Here is a 19,398-nt window from a genome sequence, read left to right on the forward strand (position 1 = left end):
CGCCGATCGCGCGGAGCGCATTCAGAAGCCATTTCGGAAGGCAGGCACTGCGGCCCCCAACCCACCAGAACAGCGATGGATTACCCAACCGTCGCGTACGACAACGTCTTGGGTGTCTGGACGATGACCTCAGGTTCATCGCCCACAATGACAGTGTCGTCCAGGCGGAAACCGCCGAGGCCGTAGACATACAGCCCCGGTTCCGACGAGTAGACCTCTCCGGCCAGCAATGCCCGCGTGTTGAACGCCATATCTTCGGGATACTCGTGCAACATAAGGCCGACAGCGTGGCCCGTCCTGTGGAACACGAAGTCGCCGCACCCCGCTGCTTCGATCACGGTCTGGGCGGCGGCGTCCATATCGCAGACGCGCCGGCCGACCACGGCAGCGGCAACTGCGGCGTCCGTGGCCTGGGCCGCCACGCGGTAGAACTTCGCCTGCTCATCAGTGGGCTGGCCGCAAAACCACGTGCGTTCATTCTCGACGTAGAGCCCGTTCAGCCTGGGCAGCACCAGGTTGACGATGGTGTCGCCTTTCGCAATGCGTGAGCCGCAAGATGCGCCATCGCCGTGCGGAGACGCAGATACCGGGCCCGTGAGTGTCCAGCACTTGAGAATCTCGAAGTCCTCGCCGGGAAACCGCCTGGCCGCTTCTTCCACCATGAGTGCCGCCATGGCGTGGTCGAGTTCCTGGACAAGGCGCCCGGGACGGATATTCTCCCTGTAGCGATCCTGGACCCAGTCAGTCAAACTCGCCAGCGCTCGCATATTCTGCAGCTCCTCGCTGTGCTTGACCCACCGGAGGCTCCGCATTTCGGCAAGTGACGGGCGCAGGGTCATCTCGGGAAGATAACGTTGCGCCCCGGCAAGAATGGGGTGCGGGACGTCGACGGCGATACGCGACATGGCAAGACCCTTCTGGCTCAACAAGGCAGCCACGACTTCCGGCAGTTGCGACGGCAACGCGAGGCGGTTTGCCACGCGTGGGTGCTCGGCATAGTATGTGACATCCGTGAGCCAGACCGTGCCCTTCTCCGTTGCGAACCGCATGTGGTTGGTGGAGAGCTCGTTCATTACGGCAAAGGTGTCGCCGTCGCGCGGCACGACAACAAACACGGGCCGCTCCCATGGCCACACATCGAGCTGGAAGTTGGTCGCGTATTGAAAGAAGTCCGGGGTGCCGAACACTAACGCATCCACCCGCAACCGGTCCATCAGTCGTCGCATGGCCGACAGGCGGTAATCGTGTACAGCTTTGGTCAGATGAGGCATGGCGTAGTCTAGAGAGAGATGTTGAGGCGGCGAATCACGGGCCCCCAGGCGTCGGCATCGCGCTTCATGTAGCGCTCTACTTCCGAAGGCGGGCCCTGGATGGCATCCAGAAACTGGAAGCCCAGCTTTTCCTTGAACTGGGGATCGTCGAGGACATGGTTGATGTCCGCGTTGATCTTCTGGATTACGCGCGGCGGCGTGCCCGCACGGGCCACGATCGCGTACCAGCCTGGAACGTTGACGTCATAGCCCAGCTCCTTGAACGTAGGCACCGTGGGCAGTGCGGCCAACCGCCGGTCACCCGTGACCGCAAGCGGCAGCAGTTTCTTGCCCGCTATGAACGGGTGCACGCCGGCCACGACGTTCATCATCACAGGCGTTTGGCCGTTCATCAGGCTCGTTGAACCACCGGTACCGTTGAACGGTACGTGCTGCATCTTGACGCCGGTGCGCTCCGCAACCAGCTCCATGGCCAGATGCGTGGAGTTGCCGATGCCGCCAGACGCGAAGCTGATCTCACCCGGATGTGCCTTGGCCGTGCGCACAAAGTCCTGGAACGTCTGCACGTGCAGCAAAGGCGCCGCAACAAAGACAAACGGGGAATTGGCGAGCATGGCAACGCCGGTCAGGTCCTTTGTCGGCGAGTATGGGAGCTTCGGATAGAGGTACGGATTGAAGCTGAGGTTGGACACGCCTGCAAAGAACAGTGTGTAGCCATCAGCCGGTTGCCCCAGCACGTAAGAAATAGCCAGCGTGCCGTTGGCGCCAGGCTTGTTCTCCACGACCACGGGCTGCTTCCACGCCTGCCCGAGTTTCTCGGCCAATGCGCGTGCCAGCACATCGTTGCCTGTCCCACCCGCCTGCGGCACCACCAGCCGGACCGGTTTCGTCGGAAAGGCTTGTGCGCAGGCGCCACCCGACAGCGCCATCGCCGCCACCGCGCCCGCCGTCCATTCCATAGCTTTTGCAGGTTCATCTCGCATCCTGATAGATCTGGTCGCCGCCACCGATGGCGGCGATGAGGAGAAATGTACCATGTGGTACACGATAGCGAGAAATTGGGGGTTACGCGAAAGCGTAAAGACAGTGGCGTGCGGGATATATGAGACTGGCGCAACCGCAAAGCGGGCGCCGGCAGGCGGGTGGAGTGATGTCCGGCGGCCCCGGACATCGGCGAGCGAGGGCCGCGGATGAGTATGCAGGTTCGGAGGACTGCCGGACAGCAGGAAGCTATCCGCCCTTCTTCGCCTCGCCCGGCACGGCCATCTTGCTGGCGAAGTACTTGAGCGCGGCCGTGGTGCCGTTGCGGTCCCCCGTCGTGATCAGGTCGAGCAACAGCCCACGCATCGTCGCGACTTCTACCCGCGCAAACAGCCGCGCTTCGCCAGCACTGACGTTCATGCCTTGCTGCAATCGCTCGGCGATCACTGAGGTCCAACTGCCAATGACATCATCGAGGAAGCCGCTGAAGCGCTCGCGATCCCTGATAGCTCGTCCGTAGATCTCGAACAGCAACTGCATCATGGGCAGGTAACTCGGCGCGGAATAGCGGTCCCACGCTGCCACCATGGTCGCTTCTGCGCTCAGGCCGTCCACATGCAGTTGCTCACGTGCCTGCTGTTCGGCATGTCGTACACGGAACAGCAACGCCTGCCAAAAGCCGTCGGCAGATCCAAAGTAGTAAATGAGCATCCGGTGGCTGGTGCCCAGTGCGTCAGCCACATTCCGCAACGACAGGTCGCCCAGTCCGTTCTCCAGGACATGGGCAGTTGCCGCATCCAGCAATTGAATGGCTTGCTCGCTAGACGAGCGGTCGGCCGGCGACGCTTTGACTTTTGGCATCCTTCGAATTCTGCGAGAAAAAGACAATCCAGCCCAAAATGTACCACGCAGTACAAGGATGACTGCCGCAGACTTCAACCGGCGGCTGTTGGCCAGATTGGGTCCGGCAACGAGGCGATCCGGCCCCTAAGTTGCTGTTACCTGCAGCTGCCCAAACTACGTGGCAATCGTTAAATGCCGAGGGGTCGATCTCAATCGACGGCGCACACCCAACGCCCCAGTCTCGCGCGCGCCGATGACGATGAACGAGTGTCCTGCGTCAATGCGTCCGGCCCATAGATTCTCTGCACATCTCGCAATACCCACGCGACCCAGCCAGAACCCTCCAGGCTCAACAATTCTTACGCCTTCGTGGCCGTATCAGTCTTCGCGGGATCTGCGTGTGCAGCCCGCGGTTTGTTGGCGCCGGTCTCATGCATCGCGCCCCTCCCCCGAAGCCTCCGAACGCACTTTCGGCCGTTTAGTTCGCCATAATAGTACACTTTTTATCCTTAAAAATCATATATTTAAGTAATTTCAAAGATGTTTAATGCGTACATCTTTGACAGTAAAATGTCCGACTTCTAGGATTGACCTCGTGATCTCGTTCTGCATCCAGCGTTGAAAGTAACCAGTAGCTCGACGCAACCGTCGCGCGCTTTGCACTCGCCGATGCGAGCTGCCGGACCAGGCCACATACATCCCTTTCGAAGTCATCTCACGGAGCCATCTCATGCTTGAGTGGAAACAGGAAATTCAGGACATCAGTTCTCGCCTCAAAGAACTGTCCACGCGCACGCCGGACACCCTTCGCGGTTTTGGGCTGATCGCTGGTGCGGGCGCCAAAACCGGGCAACTCGGCGCGAAGACGCGTGAACTCATCGCGCTGGCCGTCGCAGTCACCACGCGCTGCGATGGTTGCATCGCCTTCCATGCAGCCGAGGCCGTCAAAGTCGGCGTGTCCGACGAAGAGATCGCAGAAGCGCTCGGCGTCGCCATCAACCTGAACGCCGGCGCCGCCATGACGTACAGCACACACGTGCTGGATGCCATCGACGCGCTGAAGCAAGCCTAACCCTTACACCCCATTACACCCCGACAGGATCCCATCATGAGCAATCCCAAGCTTGAAGTACTGACCCCGCAAAACAGCCAGTTGATTTTCATTGACCACCAGCCGCAGATGGCATTCGGTGTCCAGTCCATGGACCGGCAGGTGCTGAAGAACAACGTCGTCGGCCTCGCCAAGGCAGCGAAGATCTTCAACATCCCAACCACCATCACGACCGTGGAAACGCAAAGCTTCTCGGGATTCACCTACCCGGAACTGCTCGACGTTTTCCCCGGCCAGCCCCTGCTCGAGCGCACCTCGATGAATTCGTGGGACGACCAGAAGGTTCGTGACGCGCTGGCAGCGAACGGCCGCAGGAAGATCGTAGTCTCGGGCTTGTGGACGGAGGTTTGCAACAACACCTTCGCACTCAGCGCCATGGCCGGAGCCGGGTACGAGATCTATATGGTGGCCGACGCCTCGGGCGGCATTACGAAGGAAGGCCATGACTTCGGCATGCAGCGCATGATCCAGGCCGGCGTCGTACCCGTGACGTGGCAACAGGTGGCGCTGGAATGGCAGCGCGACTGGGCGCGTCGCGATACGTATGACGCCCTCATGACGGTAGTCAGGGAACACTCCGGCGCATACGGAATGGGCGTCGACTACGCCTACACCATGGTGCACAAAGCCCCACAGCGAGCGGTCGGCCCTCACGAGATCTTGCCTCCGGTTCCGGCAAAGTAATCGGCGGCCCTCCGTCTTATTTGATGGCCCGCGTCCGGCCCCATACCGCGTAATGGCGTGGCCGGACCGTCGTGCCCAGAAGCTGCAAGAGAGATGTGTCGATGAAGATCTATCTGTTCTCCTTAGGTGCCGGCGTTCTGGTCGGCGTCATCTACTACCTGATCGGCGTACGGTCGCCGGCTCCGCCGCTCGTTGCACTGGTCGGCCTGCTCGGCATTCTTGCCGGAGAGCAGTTCATACCGCTCGGTCAGCAATATTTCCGTGGCGCCATCCACTCTGCCGTGAGGCGCGCATCAGACGACTCGACCGCAGCGTCCAGCACATTGCAGCACGGCGTCTCCGGCACTACGGCTGTTCGCAAGACTGCAAGGAATGAGGAGACCCGCTCATGATTACCTCCACCAAAGCCCCCGACCCTCACGGTCGTATTTCCAGGCGGGCGACTCGATTCGTAACATCGGCGGACGCAATTCGGACTACGTTGGGGTGGAGCTAAAATACGGATGGTAGTGGGCCACTTGCCGGTGAACATTTTGTCTGGCTTACGATCCGGCCGTGGCAGTAGTCCCTCTTGGGGTCGGCGTGGCACCCCGTGCGAGCCACGTGTACCATTCGCCTCAAATCTGGAGCGTCGACTGGAAGAGGATCCGATCCATGAACATGGTTGAAATGCTGCAAGCGGCGGGCATTGATGGCCACAAGGCCGACTTTTACCTCGCCTCCCTGGAACTGGGCGAAGCAACTGTTGCTGCAATCGCACAAAAAGCAGGTATCGGGCGAACTAATGCCTACGAAGTGCTGGACAGGCTCGTAGCGTCGGGCTTCGTATCGACGATCCAGAAAGGCGCACGCTCTTATGTCATTCCACAGGATCCGATCATGCTGTTACGCAAGGTCGAATCTCAGCGTCAAATCATTCAGGAGGTTCTCCCTCAACTGCGCTCCATTCACAATTCCTCTGGAGGAAAACCGAAAGTCCGATTTTTCTCGGGATTGGAGGGCATCAAGACTGTCATGAGTGAAACGCTGGAATGTCAATCGAAAGAAGTCAGCGCAATCATGTCTAACAGCGAGCTGTTCCGTACCCCAGGCTTTGACTTCATCAATGATCTTGTAGCCCGTCGCGCGAAGGCAGGGATCAATGTGCGCGTCATACGTACTGGGCCGGGCGATTCTCGGGATTTATGGCGATCGTCAAAGAAGGACCGGCGAGAACTTCGGTGCGCACCGGAGGACTTTGAAATCGGTGTGACAACTTATCTATTCGACGACAAGGTGTCCATCATTTCCTCACGCGCCGAACACTATGCACTGTCGATCCAAAGCCCGGAGTTCTTTGCTTTCCAGATGAGCCTTTTCGAAATTCTTTGGAGCGCCAGCGCTCCAGTTAGTGCGAGCTAAGCCCAAGGCTTGACTCGAGCCGGCGCTCGCTCTTCGGGCAACAAGCATCGTGGGATTCCGCGCAGTGCCTGTATCCGAGGACCGCCAAGGCAGCGGGCTGTGGCATGAGTCCGCATGCCCTACGTCAAACTCTGGCGTTCCTGGCGCCAGCGGCATAAGAGTCGCTTTGCCTACCCTCCAATTCAACGTCAGCCTTTCGCGTCCGCCCTCGGAATCTCGAACACGAGGCACGTTGTTGTCGCATGCGCAAGCAGCCGGTCTTTTGCATCGGTGATGCGCGCCTCGGCGGTGGCGACGCGGCGGCCGGCATTGAGCACGCGGCCCTCGGTGCGGATCACGCCGCTCGTCTCGCTCATGCCGCGCACGAATGAGATCTTGAATTCCAGCGTGGTGTAGCCAGTGCCCGCGGGAAGCGTGCTCTGCACCGCGAGCCCCATCGCGGAATCCAGAAGGATCGCGGCATAGCCGCCATGCACCGAGCCGATCGGATTGTAATGGCGCAGACCCGGCACGCTGTGAATCACGACGGCGCCGGGCTCAGCCGTGCAGTCGAACGGCTCGACCGTCTGCATGATTGGCGGCTCCGGCAATCGTCCCGCGAAGATCGCGCGGACAAAATCGAGCCCCGACATCGATGCCATCACGTCGACGGGCACGATGCCGTATTCGATAGTCTGCTTGCCGGGTCTATCGTCCATGATCTCTCAACACACCACGTCGTCATGCCGGACCTGATCCGGGCATCTAAGGTCGCCAACCCCTCGGAGCTTCCTGTCAGTTCCACCCCGATCATGATGAAGTTGCCCGTGACGTGAGCCGTGAAGCCCGAACAGGGAGATGAAGCCGACCACGTCCACAAAGCCCGCAACATATGACAGCACGCGGCCATGCAAGCTGTTGTTGATCTGCTTGTGGCTCTCCGGAAACGAAGTTCTCCCGACTTCCTTCATCGGCTTATCTCTGCTCGCGTCTGCGCCACGGCTCCCCATCAACGCGAGACGTCGTCCCGTTCGACGGCGCTGTTGCTCCGGGTGCCTCCAAGTTCCGCCACAACCTTAGGCGGCGCGCCGGAGATTTTGGGCACGCATTCCGTGCGGAACCACGCCACAGTGACTGGCTCGCCGGCTATCACGCGTTTGACCGTCGGCACGACCTGCTCGCCGATCAGCATGCCAAGCAGACCGAGCAGCGCGATTGCCGGTGGCGCGGGTGAACGCACTTGCAGTAGGGCGTAGATGATCCCGACGAGGATCCCCGCTCCGAATGACACGAGATAGACCTTCATTTCAGTCTCCCTGTTCCGATGCCGCCCGGCCGAGACGGCGCAGGTCGTGCCAGGCCACCAGGACGAAGCCACCCGCCAGCCCGACGTGCTCGAAGAAGGCGTTCTCTACCATGATCCAGTCGGGCATTGGCACATTCCAGAACGCGTTGGCCAGGAACGATGCCATCAAGGTGAACGCCGCCAGCGCCAGCGCCCCGACCCAGCGCCAATACCCTGTCAGTATCATCACCGAGGCGCCGAGTTCCAGCGCGATGACCAGCGCCGCCATCGGAGCGGCCGGCGCCAGGCCAAAATGGTTCATTTCGGCGACGGCGGCCGGAAAGTCCAGCATCTTGGTGAGCCCGCCCTGCAGGTAGGCGGCGCACAATGCCAGGAGCGCCAGCCACCGGATTGTCGGCGCGGCCACACGGGCCAGCCCGGCGCCCGCCGCTGCAGGGGGATGCGGAATACGCTCGGTCATCGTTGCCGCCTCACTGTCAGAATGCCCAGCAGGAACAGCCGAGCGCGCCCCAGAATTGCCGGTGGTCGGCAACCGGCACCTGCGCCGCCCAGGCGGCGGCATGGGCGTGGCCATGCACACCGCAACGGTTCGTGCAGCCGCATGTCACGCTGAGCGCTGCGCCTGATTGAACACCCTGGCGACGCGCCTGATAGCCTCCATACGTCCGCACCGGCGACCAGTCCGGCATGGCTGGCGGGATTTCGGGAGACAGTTTGCCGAAATCACCATCGCCATAGACCACCTTGCCGCCGAGCACGGTCAGTACCGAGGTGATGTCCCGGATCTCATCGCCGGGAACGGTGAGGTAGTCGCTCGACAGCACGGCAAGGTCCGCAAGCTGGCCAACGGCAATCCGGCCCTTCTTGCCTTCCTCGTTGGAGAACCAGGTATTGGCCTCGGTCCAGAGCCGAAGCGCAGTCTCACGGTCGAGGAGGCTGGCCTGCGGATACAGCGACAGGCCGCCGAGCGTCTTGCCAGTCGTCAGCCATGATAGCGACACCCACGGGTTGTACGAGGCGACGCGTGTGGCGTCCGTGCCGGCGCCCACCTTGATGCCGCGCTCAAGCATCTGCTTGATCGGCGGCGTGCGCTCTGCCGGCTTTGCGCCATATCGCTCGACAAAGTACTCGCCCTGGTAGGCCATGCGGTGCTGCACGGCAATGCCGCCGCCCAGCGCCGCAATGCGGTCCATGTTGCGGTCGGTGATGGTCTCGGCGTGGTCGAAGAACCAGTGCAGGCCGTCGAGCGGCATGTCGCGCGCCACTTTCTCGTAGACATCCAGCGCGCGTGAGATGGTCTCGTCGTAGGTGGCATGCAGTCGCCATGGCCAGCGGTTCTCCACCAGCAGGCGGATCACGGGTTCGAGGTCGGCCTCCATCGACGCGGGCATCTCCGGCCGCGCCACGCGAAAGTCCTCGAAGTCGGCTGCCGTATAGACCAGCATCTCGCCCGCACCGTTTTGGCGATAGAGGTCATCGCCCTGGCCTGGCTTGACCATTGCGGCCCAGGTGCGAAAGTCGTTGAGTTCGTCCTTCGGCTTCTGCGTGAAGAGGTTATAGGCGAGCCGCACCGTGAGCAGGCCCTCCTTGTGAAGCTCCTCGATCACGGCGTAGTCGTCGGGATAGTTCTGGTAGCCCCCGCCGGCGTCGATCACACCTGTCACACCAAGGCGGTTCACTTCGCGCATGAAATGCCGCGTAGAGTTCTTCTGGTACTCGGGCGGCAGCTTGGGCCCCCTGGCCAGCGTAGCGTACAGGATGGTCGCGTTGGGCTGGGCCAGCAGCAAGCCGGTCGGGTTGCCCTGGGCGTCACGCACAATCTCGCCGCCAGGAGGCTCAGGGGTGTCCTTGTTGTAACCCACGGCGCGCAGCGCTGCGCCATTCAGGAGTGCGCGATCGTACAGATGCAGAACGAACACAGGCGTATCCGGCGCCACCGCGTTCAACTCTTCGATGGTCGGGAGCCGCTTCTCAACGAACTGGTGTTCGGTGAAGCCGCCCACCACGCGCACCCATTGCGGGGCCGGCGTGCGCGAGACCTGATCCTTGAGCATGCGCATGGCGTCGGCCAGCGAGCCCACGCCGTCCCAGCGCAGTTCCATGTTGTAGTTCAGGCCGCCGCGGATGATGTGCATGTGGCTGTCGATCAACCCCGGGATCACGCGCCGGCCTCCGAGGTCAATCACTGTCACGGAGTTGTCACCGAGCGGCATGACGTCCTGCTTGCTGCCCACGGCCAGGAACCTGTCGCCGCGGATGGCTATGGCCTCCGCCTGGGGTTGTTGCGGATTAAGCGTGGTGAAGCGGCCATTCACCAGGATCAGATCGGGCTTGTCTGAGGGAGACATCGCAATGGCTCCTGCCGGCCGGCGGCGTCACGCCGCGCGGCCGGAGTTGGGGATATCGAATGAGGGTGAGAGGGCTGCCGGTTACTTGGCCGGCACCGCAGGCACGATCTCGTGGGTACCGCTGGCGCGCTGTGGCGCCTTGTGAACCATGGTGTAGGCGTAGTCCACGCCCATCCCGTAGGCGCCGGAATGCTCCCGGACCACGTTCATGACGGCGTCATACGTGTCGCGACGCGCCCAGTCGCGCTGCCATTCAAGCATCACCTGTTGCCATGTCACGGGCACGACGCCGGCCTGAATCATGCGCTGCATTGCGTATTCATGCCCTTCCTTCGTGATGCCGCCCGAGGCGTCGGCCACCATGTAGATTTCATACCCCCCTTCATCCATTGCACAGAGTGCAAAGGTGTTATTGCAGACCTCGGTCCACAGTCCGGAGACGACCACCTTCTTGCGGGCGTTGGCAGCCAGCGCGTCACGAACCTTCTGGTCATCCCATGAGTTCATCGAAGTGCGTTCCAGCAACTTCTGGCCCGGAAAGACGTCGAGCAGTTCGGGGTACGTGAAGCCCGAGAAGCTCTCGGTCTCCACGGTGGTGATGGTGGTCGGGATGTTGAAGATCTTGGCTGCCTTGGCCAAGCCAACCACATTGTTTTTCAGCACTTGCCGGTCAATTGACTGCACGCCGAATGCCATCTGCGGCTGGTGGTCAATGAAGATCAGCTGGCAGTTCTGCGGCGTCAGTACTTGAAGCTTTGGGTCGCTCATGATGGCCTCCACAATGAGAAAGTCGACGGCAGCAAATGACCGTCCCGCGCCGGCTAACGGGCGGGCACGGACATTGGCGAGTTCAAAAACGAGCGTCGGCCACGCAACGCTTCACTACTATAGAAAGTCACGAGGATGGCGGGTCGTTTTTTTGGGCTTGCGGCGAACACTCTGGCTGCTTGTGGCAAGCACTCGCTTGTGCCGCACGCAAATCGCTGCGAGATCAAGGAACCCGGCAACGGGAATCAACAGCCATCTTGCATATCAACCAGGCGAAATCGGCATATGCTGCAATGCAAAATAGCGAGGCTACAGATGGCAAAGGTTGGCGTGTGGCGGTCTGTATTTCTGTTAGCGGTCGCGATGACCTGTCTGGTTGGTGAGGCCGGCGCCCAGTCGTCGGTTGTGATCTACGGGAGGATCAATACCGCGCTGGAATATGCCAGTGCCAGCACCGCAACGGATGGCACGCGGCTCGGCGGCACAGGCCGACTGACCAACTACCGGACCGTCTTCGGCCTGCGCGGCGACGAGCCGCTGGCTTATGGACTCAAGGCAATCTGGCAGATCGAGAGCACCGTGTCGATTGACACCGGAGCCGGGCAGATTGCCGCGCGTGACACGCGTGTGGGCCTGGAAAGCCATTATGGCACCGTCTTCATGGGCAACTGGGACACCCCATACACCACTGCAACCAAGGGCTACGATCCCTACTACCCGACCACCGCGGGTTATATGGCTCTGATGGGCAACGGCGCAGCCGCCACCACCGACAATGTCCAGAACACGAGTTCCTTCGATCGGCGCCAGCAGAACTCGCTGCACTATCAGTCGCCACAGTGGCAAGGACTGAGCGGCGCCATGGCCTGGGGGCTGCCGGAGGAAAAGACTAGCGTGCCTCGTAATCCGGCGCTGTATTCGTTTGCCGGTTCCTATGACAATGGTTCACTGAATGTAGCGCTGGCATATGAAATCCACCAGCACTACCACACCGCCGGCCGCAACGACGATGGCTTGAAGGTAGGCGTGTCATACCGCTTTCCTGCCACAACAATTGCGCTGGTGTATGAGCGGCTGCATTACCGCACGGCTAGCGGAGACCTGACTCGCAATGGCTACTACACGTCGCTCGTGCAGAAGCTGGGCCCAGGCAGCGTAAAGATCGGCTTTGCGCTCGCCAGCAACGGCGCAGGTAACGCGACCGAAACCATCGGCTTTTTCCACAGCGGCGCGGATACCGGCGCCACGCAAATCACCGTAGGCTACGACTATCAGCTATCCAAGCGGACGTCGATCTATACGTACTACAGTCGCATCAACAACAGGAGAAACGCGATTTACGACTTTGCCATCAATGGGCTGGGCGTAAAAGCCGGTGCCGATCCGCAGACCTTTGCGCTGGCGATTCGCCACAACTTCTGAAGAGCTAGCGCGACGACCGGGCGACCGGCCGTAGCCGACCTGACGGACATTCGCAAACCGCTCTGCGAACGACTGAAGTTCGGTGCGGATTCAACCGGTCGATGCAAGCATGCACGGCTGAGACCCAAAGGCGATATTGCTACCGCTGCGCGCCGAACGTAACACGGACCAGTTTGATATCCGCTACCAGACTCGCGACCTTAAGCCCAGAAGCCAATCCCGTCACCTGACAAAACCATCGAATCGTGTCATATAAATCGGGTGGAGGTCGGCGTTCGCCTTCTTGAACTCGTCCGAGGGCGTGCCATAGATCACCCACCGAGTGAGCTTGGCCACAGCGAAGAACTCCTTCGACAATGGGGCGAAGCTTTCCGTTTGGTGGAAGAGGGCCGCCTTCGAATCCGAGTAGCGCTCGAAGATGTCAACCGTCTTCTGGTCGTCCCCGATGTTGAACTCAAACTGCAGCGCGCCCGGCTCCTTCTCTGTCGCGGCCACAAGCTTTGGTATCAGCGGCGTGAACTTGTCCATCTGATCGACGGTAACGGTGAAAACCCAGTACACCTGTTCGCTTTGCATCCCTGCCTCCATGGTACGGTACCTCAAGGCTCACACGACGCTGACAATCGGCGCAACTGCCAACTGCGGTTTGGACCGTAGCCCAATAAGAGTAGCGGCCGCGTGACTGCCACATCCACTGCTGATGCTGAATTATAGAGCTTGCCGGCATGGGCCACCGGGTTCGTTCCGGCTGCGGCATCCAATGTCATCCAATTTTCGATCGGCGTTTCGACGCCCGCATCAGGCAGCCCGGTGCGTAAGTGGATGGTTCATGTGCGCTCCCACTATCGCTCTGGAGATTTTCTGGATTGCCGTTCGACGCCGCACGTACTGTCTCTCGTAGCCCCCCTACCCTCACCGGACTCTGCGAGCCAACAGGGAGACTTCATATGAACTGCCGAGCCGGAGGGCCGCTCGCTGTATTCATCCTCGCCGGAGCGCTTCTTTCCCTGGGAGCCGGCGTTTGCAGAGTGGCCGAATCGGCAGGCCAGAATCGCTAGGTCAGCGCATCGAGGAGCGCCTTGGCTTGCCTCCAGTCGGCGGTGCCAAACCCTTCCGTGAACGCTTCCAGCACACAGACCAGTGTCTGCCTTGCGACTTCCGGCTTGCCCTGCTGCTGCCATAGCCGCGCAAGGCTCAGCGCTGCCCGCAGTTCAAGGGACATTGCGCTTTGCCGGCGGGCGATCGCGATGGCTTCGTGAAAGTACGCTTTGGCGACATCGCGATTTGTAGTCAACCGGGCTTGCGTGCTCGAGCACAGGAGCAGTTCCCCCTTGAGCCGATGCAATTCCGCTTCATAGTAGCGTTCCCCCGTGTTGCCGACGATGGCCAACGCATCGTCCAGCACGTCCAGACCAGCCTGGGTCTGTCCGTTGCTTTGATAGCCCAGGGCCAACAGGGCCAGGAAATATGGCCGCCCATGCACCGAGCCGGTGGCCTGGTAAGCGGTCAGGCCTTCGCACATCTGACCGACGCCCTCCTCGCTGCTTCCCAGCTCGGCCAGCGTCCAACCCCGCAGCACGGTTGCCCATGCCAGCCAGTATGGAAACCCTTGTTCGGACGCGAGGGCGATGGCGGCTTCGGCGCTCTCTCGCGCATGCCGCGGCTCGCCCAAATACTGATGCACCGCGGCTGCATGGACCAGGGCGAGTGCCAGGCTGAATGGATGAGAAAGCGCCCGGGCCAGCCCCAACGCCTCCTGGCTTCTCTCCCTGCTCTGATCCGGACAGCCCAGATACCACAGGGCCCATGTCAGGAAGCTGAGTCCACGGACCCCGGGATCCTGCCCGTAAAGTTCGGCATGGATGGCGTGCTGCCCGGGGGCATAGTGGACAAGACCCTGCTCCAGGTGCGCCCGCGCCTTGCCAAACTCGCCCATATAGAGCGAGGTTCCCCCCAATGCGATATGCGCCTGTCCGAGCAACACGGGATCTTGCGCATTCTCGGCCAGACTGAGCATCGCCTCACCTAGTTCATACGCCTTCCCGTGCTGCGCACGCATGGCGGAGAACATGCGCAATCCCAGTTTCACCTGGAAGAGCTGTTGGGCTTCGCCGTCCTTTTCGCACAAGGCTAGCGCCCGGGTAAAGTTCGCCTCCACTTCCGATGAGGCATACCCCCTCGCGGCAATCAAGGCCTGGCCAAGCGTGACGCGCAATGCGAGTTCCTGGCGCGCGCGTTCAGGCGTGTCGGGGAGGCGCGTCAGTAATTCCAATGCCGCACTGAGTTGACGGATCGCATCAAGATGCGTGGAACGCTCAAGGGACTGGCGCCCGGCGTAGTGCAGATACTCCACCGCCTTGGCGGCATTGCCGCTGAGACTGTAGTGATGCGCCAGCTCGCTGCAGTGCTCATTCAACTGATGTTGGAAGAGCGCCTCGATGGCCCGCCCCGTGCGCTCATGCAGCGCACTGCGCCGTTCCGAAAGCATGGAGTTACCGGCGACCTCCTGGGTCAGGCCGTGCTTGAACGCATACTCGACCTCCGGGTAGGCTGGTCGCTCATGGATAAACCCGCCGGTCTGGAGGCCTGCCAGCAGAAGGTGCAGGCGATCTTCCGGTTGCCCCCAGACCTGCCGGACCAGACTCAGGGGAAACTCCTTGCCGATCACGGCCAGGGTCTGCAGCAGTTCCTTCTCTTCGAGCGGCAGCCGATCCATGCGCGCAGCGAGGACGCCCTGTACGGTGGTCGGAATATGCAGGGCGGTCGGGATCTTTTCGATGTGGTAATCGCCGGGTTCACCGAGTAGCGCCTTCTCCTCGGCCAGCGTCTGGACGACCTCCTCCATGAAAAAGGGGTTGCCCTCGGTCTTTTCCAGGACGAGTTGTTTGAGCCGCCCAAGTCCGGGATCATCGCCCAGCAAGGCACTGAGCAACCCTTGTGCTTCGGCTGGCCCAAGAGGATCGAGCCGAACTTCGACGCTGTTGTCTTTGTCCGCCCAGGCCAACTGATACTCGGGCCGGTAGTTCACAAGAAGGAGGATCCGCGCGTCTGCCAACCGCTCGACAAGAAAGCCAAGGAACGCTTCCGTCTCACTATCCAGCCATTGCAGGTCCTCGAACACGACCTCGACCGGTTGATCGCGGCTCTCGCGCACCAGCAGGCGGGTGATTGCATCGAATGTGCGCTCGCGCCGGAGGCTGGCGCCCATGTCCGCCAGCTTTGAGCCGGGCTCGCTGATGCCAAGCAGAAGGAGCAGGTATGGCAAGACGTCTTCCAGGCTGCGGTCCAGCGTGAGTACCTTGCCCGTGACCTTTTCGTGCGCGCGCCGAGCGTCGTCCTGTGCGGTAATCTCGAAATAGCTTCTCAGGAGTTCGATGAGCGGCAAATAGGCGAAGGCCTTGCCATGCGACACCGAAAAGGTCTCAAGCACCAGAGAGCCGTGCTGCGAGCGCGCCTTGAACTCGTGGAAAAGCCGCGACTTGCCGACCCCCGCCTCCCCCACCACCGCGACAATCTGTCCCTGTCCCGCCGTGGACCGATTCAGCGCCCGGTATAGCGACTCCAGTTCGGCCTCACGCCCCACGAAACGAGCCAGGCCGCGCTGCGCCGCCACTTGCAGGCGCGTGCGCAGCGCACCAAGCCCCAGCAGCTCATAGACCGCCAGCGGCTCCGGGACACCTTTGACCTGGGCGGCTCCCAACTCCTTGAACTGGAAGTATCCCTCTGTAAGCCTGTATGTGGATTCGCTGACGAGAACAGACGAGAGCGCGGCCATCGTCTCCATCCGCGAGGCAATGTTGATCGTGTGTCCCACCGGGTCGTAGTCGGTGTGCAGGTCGTCCTTGCGGATCGAGCGTACGACCACCTCGCCGGTATGGATGCCCACCCGGATCTGTAGCGAGATGCCCTGATCCAGGCGAAGCCGGTCACTGTGCCGGCGCATTGCCGCATCCATGCGCAGCGCTGCGTACAGCGCGCGCTGGGGGTGGTCCTCATGGGCAATAGGCGCGCCGAACAGTGCGAGGATCCCGTCGCCCAGTGATTTCGCCACAAAGCCCTCGTAGTGGTGCACCGACTCCATCATCAGCTCGATGACGGGGGTGATCAGGCGGTGCGCCTCTTCCGGATCCAGATCGTGGATCAGGGCGGTCGAGCCGGCCATGTCGGCAAACAGGACCGTAATAGTCTTGCGCTCGCCGCCGGTCTCTCCGCGTGCCTCCCGCGCCACCTGCCCCGCACGGATGCGTTCAGCCAGGTGTGGCGGGGTGTACTGGATGGGTGCATCGGACAAGCTCTGCGGCAATTCGCTGACGGGTGCGCCGCACGCATTGCAAAAACGGGCGACCAGACTCAATTCATGGTCACAGCGTGGGCAGATGCGTGCCAGTCCGGTACCACACTGCTCGCAAAAACTGGCTCCGGCGGCATTCTGGAATCCGCAAGTTGTGCAGCGCGCCATGATTCCTCCGCCGACTTCCCGCGGACGATTAAACGCCTCATTGCCTCTCGTGACAAGACCGGCCTGAGTGCCAATCCGCCGAGGCCGCGATTCGCCAGCTCAACATCTCTCTAGACCACGCCACGCCTCATCTGATCGGCGGACTTAATGCAACGAATTTGCGATTCAGGACACTAATCCAGCAACCGCAAGGCATCAGCGAGCGAGAGCACCGTCGTGCGCGAATCGAACGCCGTTGAAAAAAGATGATCGTGTACGACCTGATCCGGGTCGTAGCAGCAATCCTTGACCGTGAATAGACGGAAGTCCGCATCGCTCGCATACGCGACCGACGACAGCACCACACCGGTCGACGCAATGCCCACCATGAGCAGCGTATCGATACCCTGCGCGGAAAGCCGCACCTGCAGGTCGGTACCAAAGAACACGCTGGCACGATGCGCGATGATGAGCGGTTCAGTGGCCTGCTTGCCGAGTTCCGGCGAGATCTGGTCGTCGACGAAAAGACCAAGTTGCTTGATTCCCTGCCCGTTCCTGTTCAACGGACTGACCTCCGGATAGCCTGGGCCAAAATGGATCTTGGCGAAATAGACACTCACGCCCCTGGCCCGCGCAGCGTCACACAGCTTGCGCGTATTCGAGAGCAAAGTGGGCGCGACCGATGGAAATAACGCCAGGATGTCGGTCTGATAATGCATGACCACCAGGGCGGTTTGTGCTGGAACAATTGCCGGAATCTGCATGGTCACACTGTGCGCGTCAGGGGCGCTTTCCTCAACGGGTGGCGACATAAGGCTAGGCGATAAAGCATGATGATCGACTCTACCACGTCCAATCGACTGATCGTTCCGGGTCGACTACGGAAGTTGGCTTGGGATCGTCAGCGCACGACCGGCACCCGGCTTCGAGATTCCGAGCCGGCCATGCGCCGACATTCCGTGGTAGGGCAGAATTTGCTTTGGCAGCCCGACAACCACCGCCCGATGCGGACGTGGGGTCGTCCCAATGCAGGCACTTGCGAAAATCCACATGAGATTGCGTCCACGACATACACGGTCATAGGCGGTTGTCCGCTGGCGCGCGCATGTGTGTCCGCCATGGTTCGGTCAGAGAAGAACGCATTTTCGGCGCATGCATCCGTCCGGGACCGGCTGCGCCCTGGTAATGGCGAAGGCGGGCTCATGCACCGCCAAGATGACGCGCGAACCATTGCGTCGCCAGTCGAGCGACCGAGTCCAGCGCGCCGGACTCCTCGAACAAATGCGTGGCGCCGGGCACGATCGCCAGTTCCTTCTGGCATCTCAGCATGGCAAACGCAAACTCGTTACGTTCGATCACGCTGGTGTCGAATCCACCAACAATCAGCAAGGTCGGCGCAAGCAGCTTCGCCAGGGCATCGGGCCCAGCAAGATCGACCCTGCCACCACGCGAGACAATGGCGCCGATCCGGATGGGAGACAGGCTCGCAGCGCGGATCGACGCGGCAGCGCCAATGCTGGCGCCAAAGTAGCCCAATGGCAGCGGCATGGCCAACTGCTGCATGATCCACTCTGTCGCCTGCAAGAGTCGTCCGGCCAGCAGGCCGACGTCGAAGCGGGTGGCCTGCACGCCGTCCTCCTCGGGCGTGAGCAGATCCATCAGCAGCGTGCCCATGCCACTTCGATTGAGCTCGGCCGCCACGAACTGGTTGCGCGGGCTGTGGCGGGAACTGCCGCTGCCGTGCGCGAACAATACAAAAGCGCTTGCGCCGGGCGGCAGCGCGAATATGCCGTGCAGGCCCAGGTTGCCGGCGGGCAGCACCACTTCCCTTGCGTCTGAGCCAGATCCCACGCCAGCTTCCTCCGTCGGATGGCACTCTCGCTGTTTCCACGCCCCCTGTCCCTGCCCTGCAGGGCTGCAGTCCAAAGCCGTGGGGCGCACCGGCTCGCGCTATGTCTTTGGCGTGTCCAGCGTCATCTTGGCCGGAGCGATTGCCCCGACATCACCCCACGACTTCGTGTCGTAGCGGAATTCTGCAACCGCGCAAGTCGGCATTTCCAGGTTGCCGTCCGACAAGCCGCTTGCGAGTTCGCTCATCTCGGGATTGTGGCCAAACACCATGGCACTGCTCAGTTTGTCGTCGAGTGCGCGAACCACTGATAGCAGGCTCTCGGCGCTGCTGGCGTATAGCCTTTCGTCGACGGCGATGTCCTCTGTTGCGTAGCCGATCTCGCCGGCGACCAGTTGCGCAGTTGTCAGCGCACGCAGGGCCGGACTTGACAGGATCACATCGGGTTTCACGTTGCGGCCGGCCAGGCGCCTGCCCATTTCCGGCGCCTGGCGCTGGCCGCGCGCGTTCAGGGGACGATCGTGGTCCGGCACGCCGGGGTCGTCGCGGCTAGATTTGGCGTGCCGGACGAGAAACAGGGTTTTCATGGTGAGTGGCGGACGGGCCGCAGACATTCTGCCCGGGAGGCAGAGCCACGCAGTGATGACGACGTTCAATTCTAGGCGCGCCTGCGTGGAGAAGCCAGAGTTCACCCCAGGTCGATCCCCAGTGAATTGGCCACAGCCTCGAGGTCGTGAACCCAGGCGTCGCACGATATCTCGTCGACCTTACGTTGCGAGAGCCTGCAATCGCGTGCAGCGTACGTTACATAGCGGAAGCGTGCAGAAAACAGCCCAATTCACTGACGGTCGAACCGACCGGTGAGATCGGGTTCGATGTGCGTGAGCGAAGTTGCCGCCTTGACGATGGAAGTCGCCGTAGAGGTTGCCACGAGCAACCGTCGCAAGCTTGTCGGCCAAAGACTGCGGCTTCACGACTTCTTCACCCGAGGACTTCT

Annotated in this window: 18 protein-coding genes; 5 read left to right on the top strand and 13 right to left on the bottom strand. The window is 61.4% G+C overall.

Features of this window, described 5'->3' with window-relative positions; genetic code table 11:
• Positions 1–80: 80 nt before the first annotated feature.
• The 3 genes from RM96_RS16460 to RM96_RS16470 all read right to left on the bottom strand — a co-directional run bounded on the left by RM96_RS16460 (position 81) and on the right by RM96_RS16470 (position 3,113).
• On the bottom strand, positions 81–1,271 hold the full coding sequence (locus RM96_RS16460) for a M24 family metallopeptidase (protein ID WP_039012078.1): 1,191 nt from the start codon (positions 1,269–1,271) through the stop codon (positions 81–83).
• An 8-nt stretch (positions 1,272–1,279) separates the two neighbouring features.
• Positions 1,280–2,230, bottom strand: a complete 951-nt coding sequence (locus RM96_RS16465) for a Bug family tripartite tricarboxylate transporter substrate binding protein (RefSeq protein ID WP_039012079.1) — start codon at positions 2,228–2,230, stop codon at positions 1,280–1,282.
• A 271-nt stretch (positions 2,231–2,501) separates the two neighbouring features.
• On the bottom strand, positions 2,502–3,113 hold the full coding sequence (locus RM96_RS16470; RefSeq protein WP_039012081.1) for a TetR/AcrR family transcriptional regulator: 612 nt from the start codon (positions 3,111–3,113) through the stop codon (positions 2,502–2,504).
• 712 nt (positions 3,114–3,825) lie between these two features.
• Here RM96_RS16470 and RM96_RS16475 point away from each other — a divergent pair.
• The 4 genes from RM96_RS16475 to RM96_RS16490 all read left to right on the top strand — a co-directional run bounded on the left by RM96_RS16475 (position 3,826) and on the right by RM96_RS16490 (position 6,291).
• Entirely contained in the window at positions 3,826–4,167 is a 342-nt protein-coding gene (locus RM96_RS16475) for a carboxymuconolactone decarboxylase family protein (protein ID WP_039012082.1), read from the top strand.
• Between the two features lie 36 nt (positions 4,168–4,203).
• A complete protein-coding gene (locus tag RM96_RS16480) occupies positions 4,204–4,890 on the top strand; it encodes a hydrolase (protein WP_039012084.1) in 687 nt (228 codons plus the stop codon).
• Between the two features lie 101 nt (positions 4,891–4,991).
• Complete coding sequence (locus RM96_RS16485) at positions 4,992–5,282, top strand: DUF1427 family protein (protein ID WP_039012085.1); 291 nt, start codon at positions 4,992–4,994, stop codon at positions 5,280–5,282.
• 262 nt (positions 5,283–5,544) lie between these two features.
• Positions 5,545–6,291 (top strand): TrmB family transcriptional regulator, encoded by a 747-nt coding sequence (locus RM96_RS16490; protein WP_039012087.1) that lies wholly within the window; start codon positions 5,545–5,547, stop codon positions 6,289–6,291.
• Between the two features lie 188 nt (positions 6,292–6,479).
• On the opposite strand, the gene RM96_RS16495 is transcribed toward RM96_RS16490, so the two are convergent.
• From RM96_RS16495 to RM96_RS16520, 5 genes are all read right to left on the bottom strand, one after another.
• Positions 6,480–6,947, bottom strand: a complete 468-nt coding sequence (locus tag RM96_RS16495; protein ID WP_238587296.1) for a PaaI family thioesterase — start codon at positions 6,945–6,947, stop codon at positions 6,480–6,482.
• 332 nt (positions 6,948–7,279) lie between these two features.
• A complete protein-coding gene (locus RM96_RS16505; RefSeq protein ID WP_039012093.1) occupies positions 7,280–7,576 on the bottom strand; it encodes a XapX domain-containing protein in 297 nt (98 codons plus the stop codon).
• Position 7,577: 1 nt separating this feature from the next.
• The gene (locus RM96_RS16510; protein ID WP_052279544.1) at positions 7,578–8,036 is read right to left on the bottom strand and encodes a DoxX family protein; all 459 of its coding nucleotides are present in this window, start codon (positions 8,034–8,036) and stop codon (positions 7,578–7,580) included.
• Positions 8,037–8,052: 16 nt separating this feature from the next.
• Complete coding sequence (locus RM96_RS16515) at positions 8,053–9,924, bottom strand: amidohydrolase (RefSeq protein ID WP_039012094.1); 1,872 nt, start codon at positions 9,922–9,924, stop codon at positions 8,053–8,055.
• Between the two features lie 81 nt (positions 9,925–10,005).
• Entirely contained in the window at positions 10,006–10,692 is a 687-nt protein-coding gene (locus RM96_RS16520) for a hydrolase (RefSeq protein ID WP_039012096.1), read from the bottom strand.
• 315 nt (positions 10,693–11,007) lie between these two features.
• Between RM96_RS16520 and RM96_RS16525 the strand changes: the two genes are divergently transcribed.
• Entirely contained in the window at positions 11,008–12,114 is a 1,107-nt protein-coding gene (locus tag RM96_RS16525) for a porin (RefSeq protein ID WP_039012098.1), read from the top strand.
• 222 nt (positions 12,115–12,336) lie between these two features.
• Here the strand turns inward: RM96_RS16525 and RM96_RS16530 are convergent, their stop codons facing one another.
• From RM96_RS16530 to RM96_RS16550, 5 genes are all read right to left on the bottom strand, one after another.
• Positions 12,337–12,690: a putative quinol monooxygenase gene (locus RM96_RS16530; protein ID WP_039012100.1), complete on the bottom strand. Its 354-nt coding sequence runs from the start codon at positions 12,688–12,690 to the stop codon at positions 12,337–12,339.
• A 478-nt stretch (positions 12,691–13,168) separates the two neighbouring features.
• The gene (locus tag RM96_RS16535; RefSeq protein ID WP_039012102.1) at positions 13,169–16,573 is read right to left on the bottom strand and encodes an adenylate/guanylate cyclase domain-containing protein; all 3,405 of its coding nucleotides are present in this window, start codon (positions 16,571–16,573) and stop codon (positions 13,169–13,171) included.
• A gap of 173 nt (positions 16,574–16,746) precedes the next feature.
• A complete protein-coding gene (locus RM96_RS16540) occupies positions 16,747–17,364 on the bottom strand; it encodes an isochorismatase family cysteine hydrolase (RefSeq protein WP_039012104.1) in 618 nt (205 codons plus the stop codon).
• A 388-nt stretch (positions 17,365–17,752) separates the two neighbouring features.
• Complete coding sequence (locus RM96_RS16545; protein ID WP_039012108.1) at positions 17,753–18,403, bottom strand: dienelactone hydrolase family protein; 651 nt, start codon at positions 18,401–18,403, stop codon at positions 17,753–17,755.
• Positions 18,404–18,502: 99 nt separating this feature from the next.
• On the bottom strand, positions 18,503–19,057 hold the full coding sequence (locus RM96_RS16550) for a SixA phosphatase family protein (RefSeq protein WP_238587297.1): 555 nt from the start codon (positions 19,055–19,057) through the stop codon (positions 18,503–18,505).
• Between the last annotated feature and the right edge of the window lie 341 nt (positions 19,058–19,398).

Source organism: Cupriavidus sp. IDO (genome assembly GCF_000812465.1).
GTDB lineage: Bacteria > Pseudomonadota > Gammaproteobacteria > Burkholderiales > Burkholderiaceae > Cupriavidus.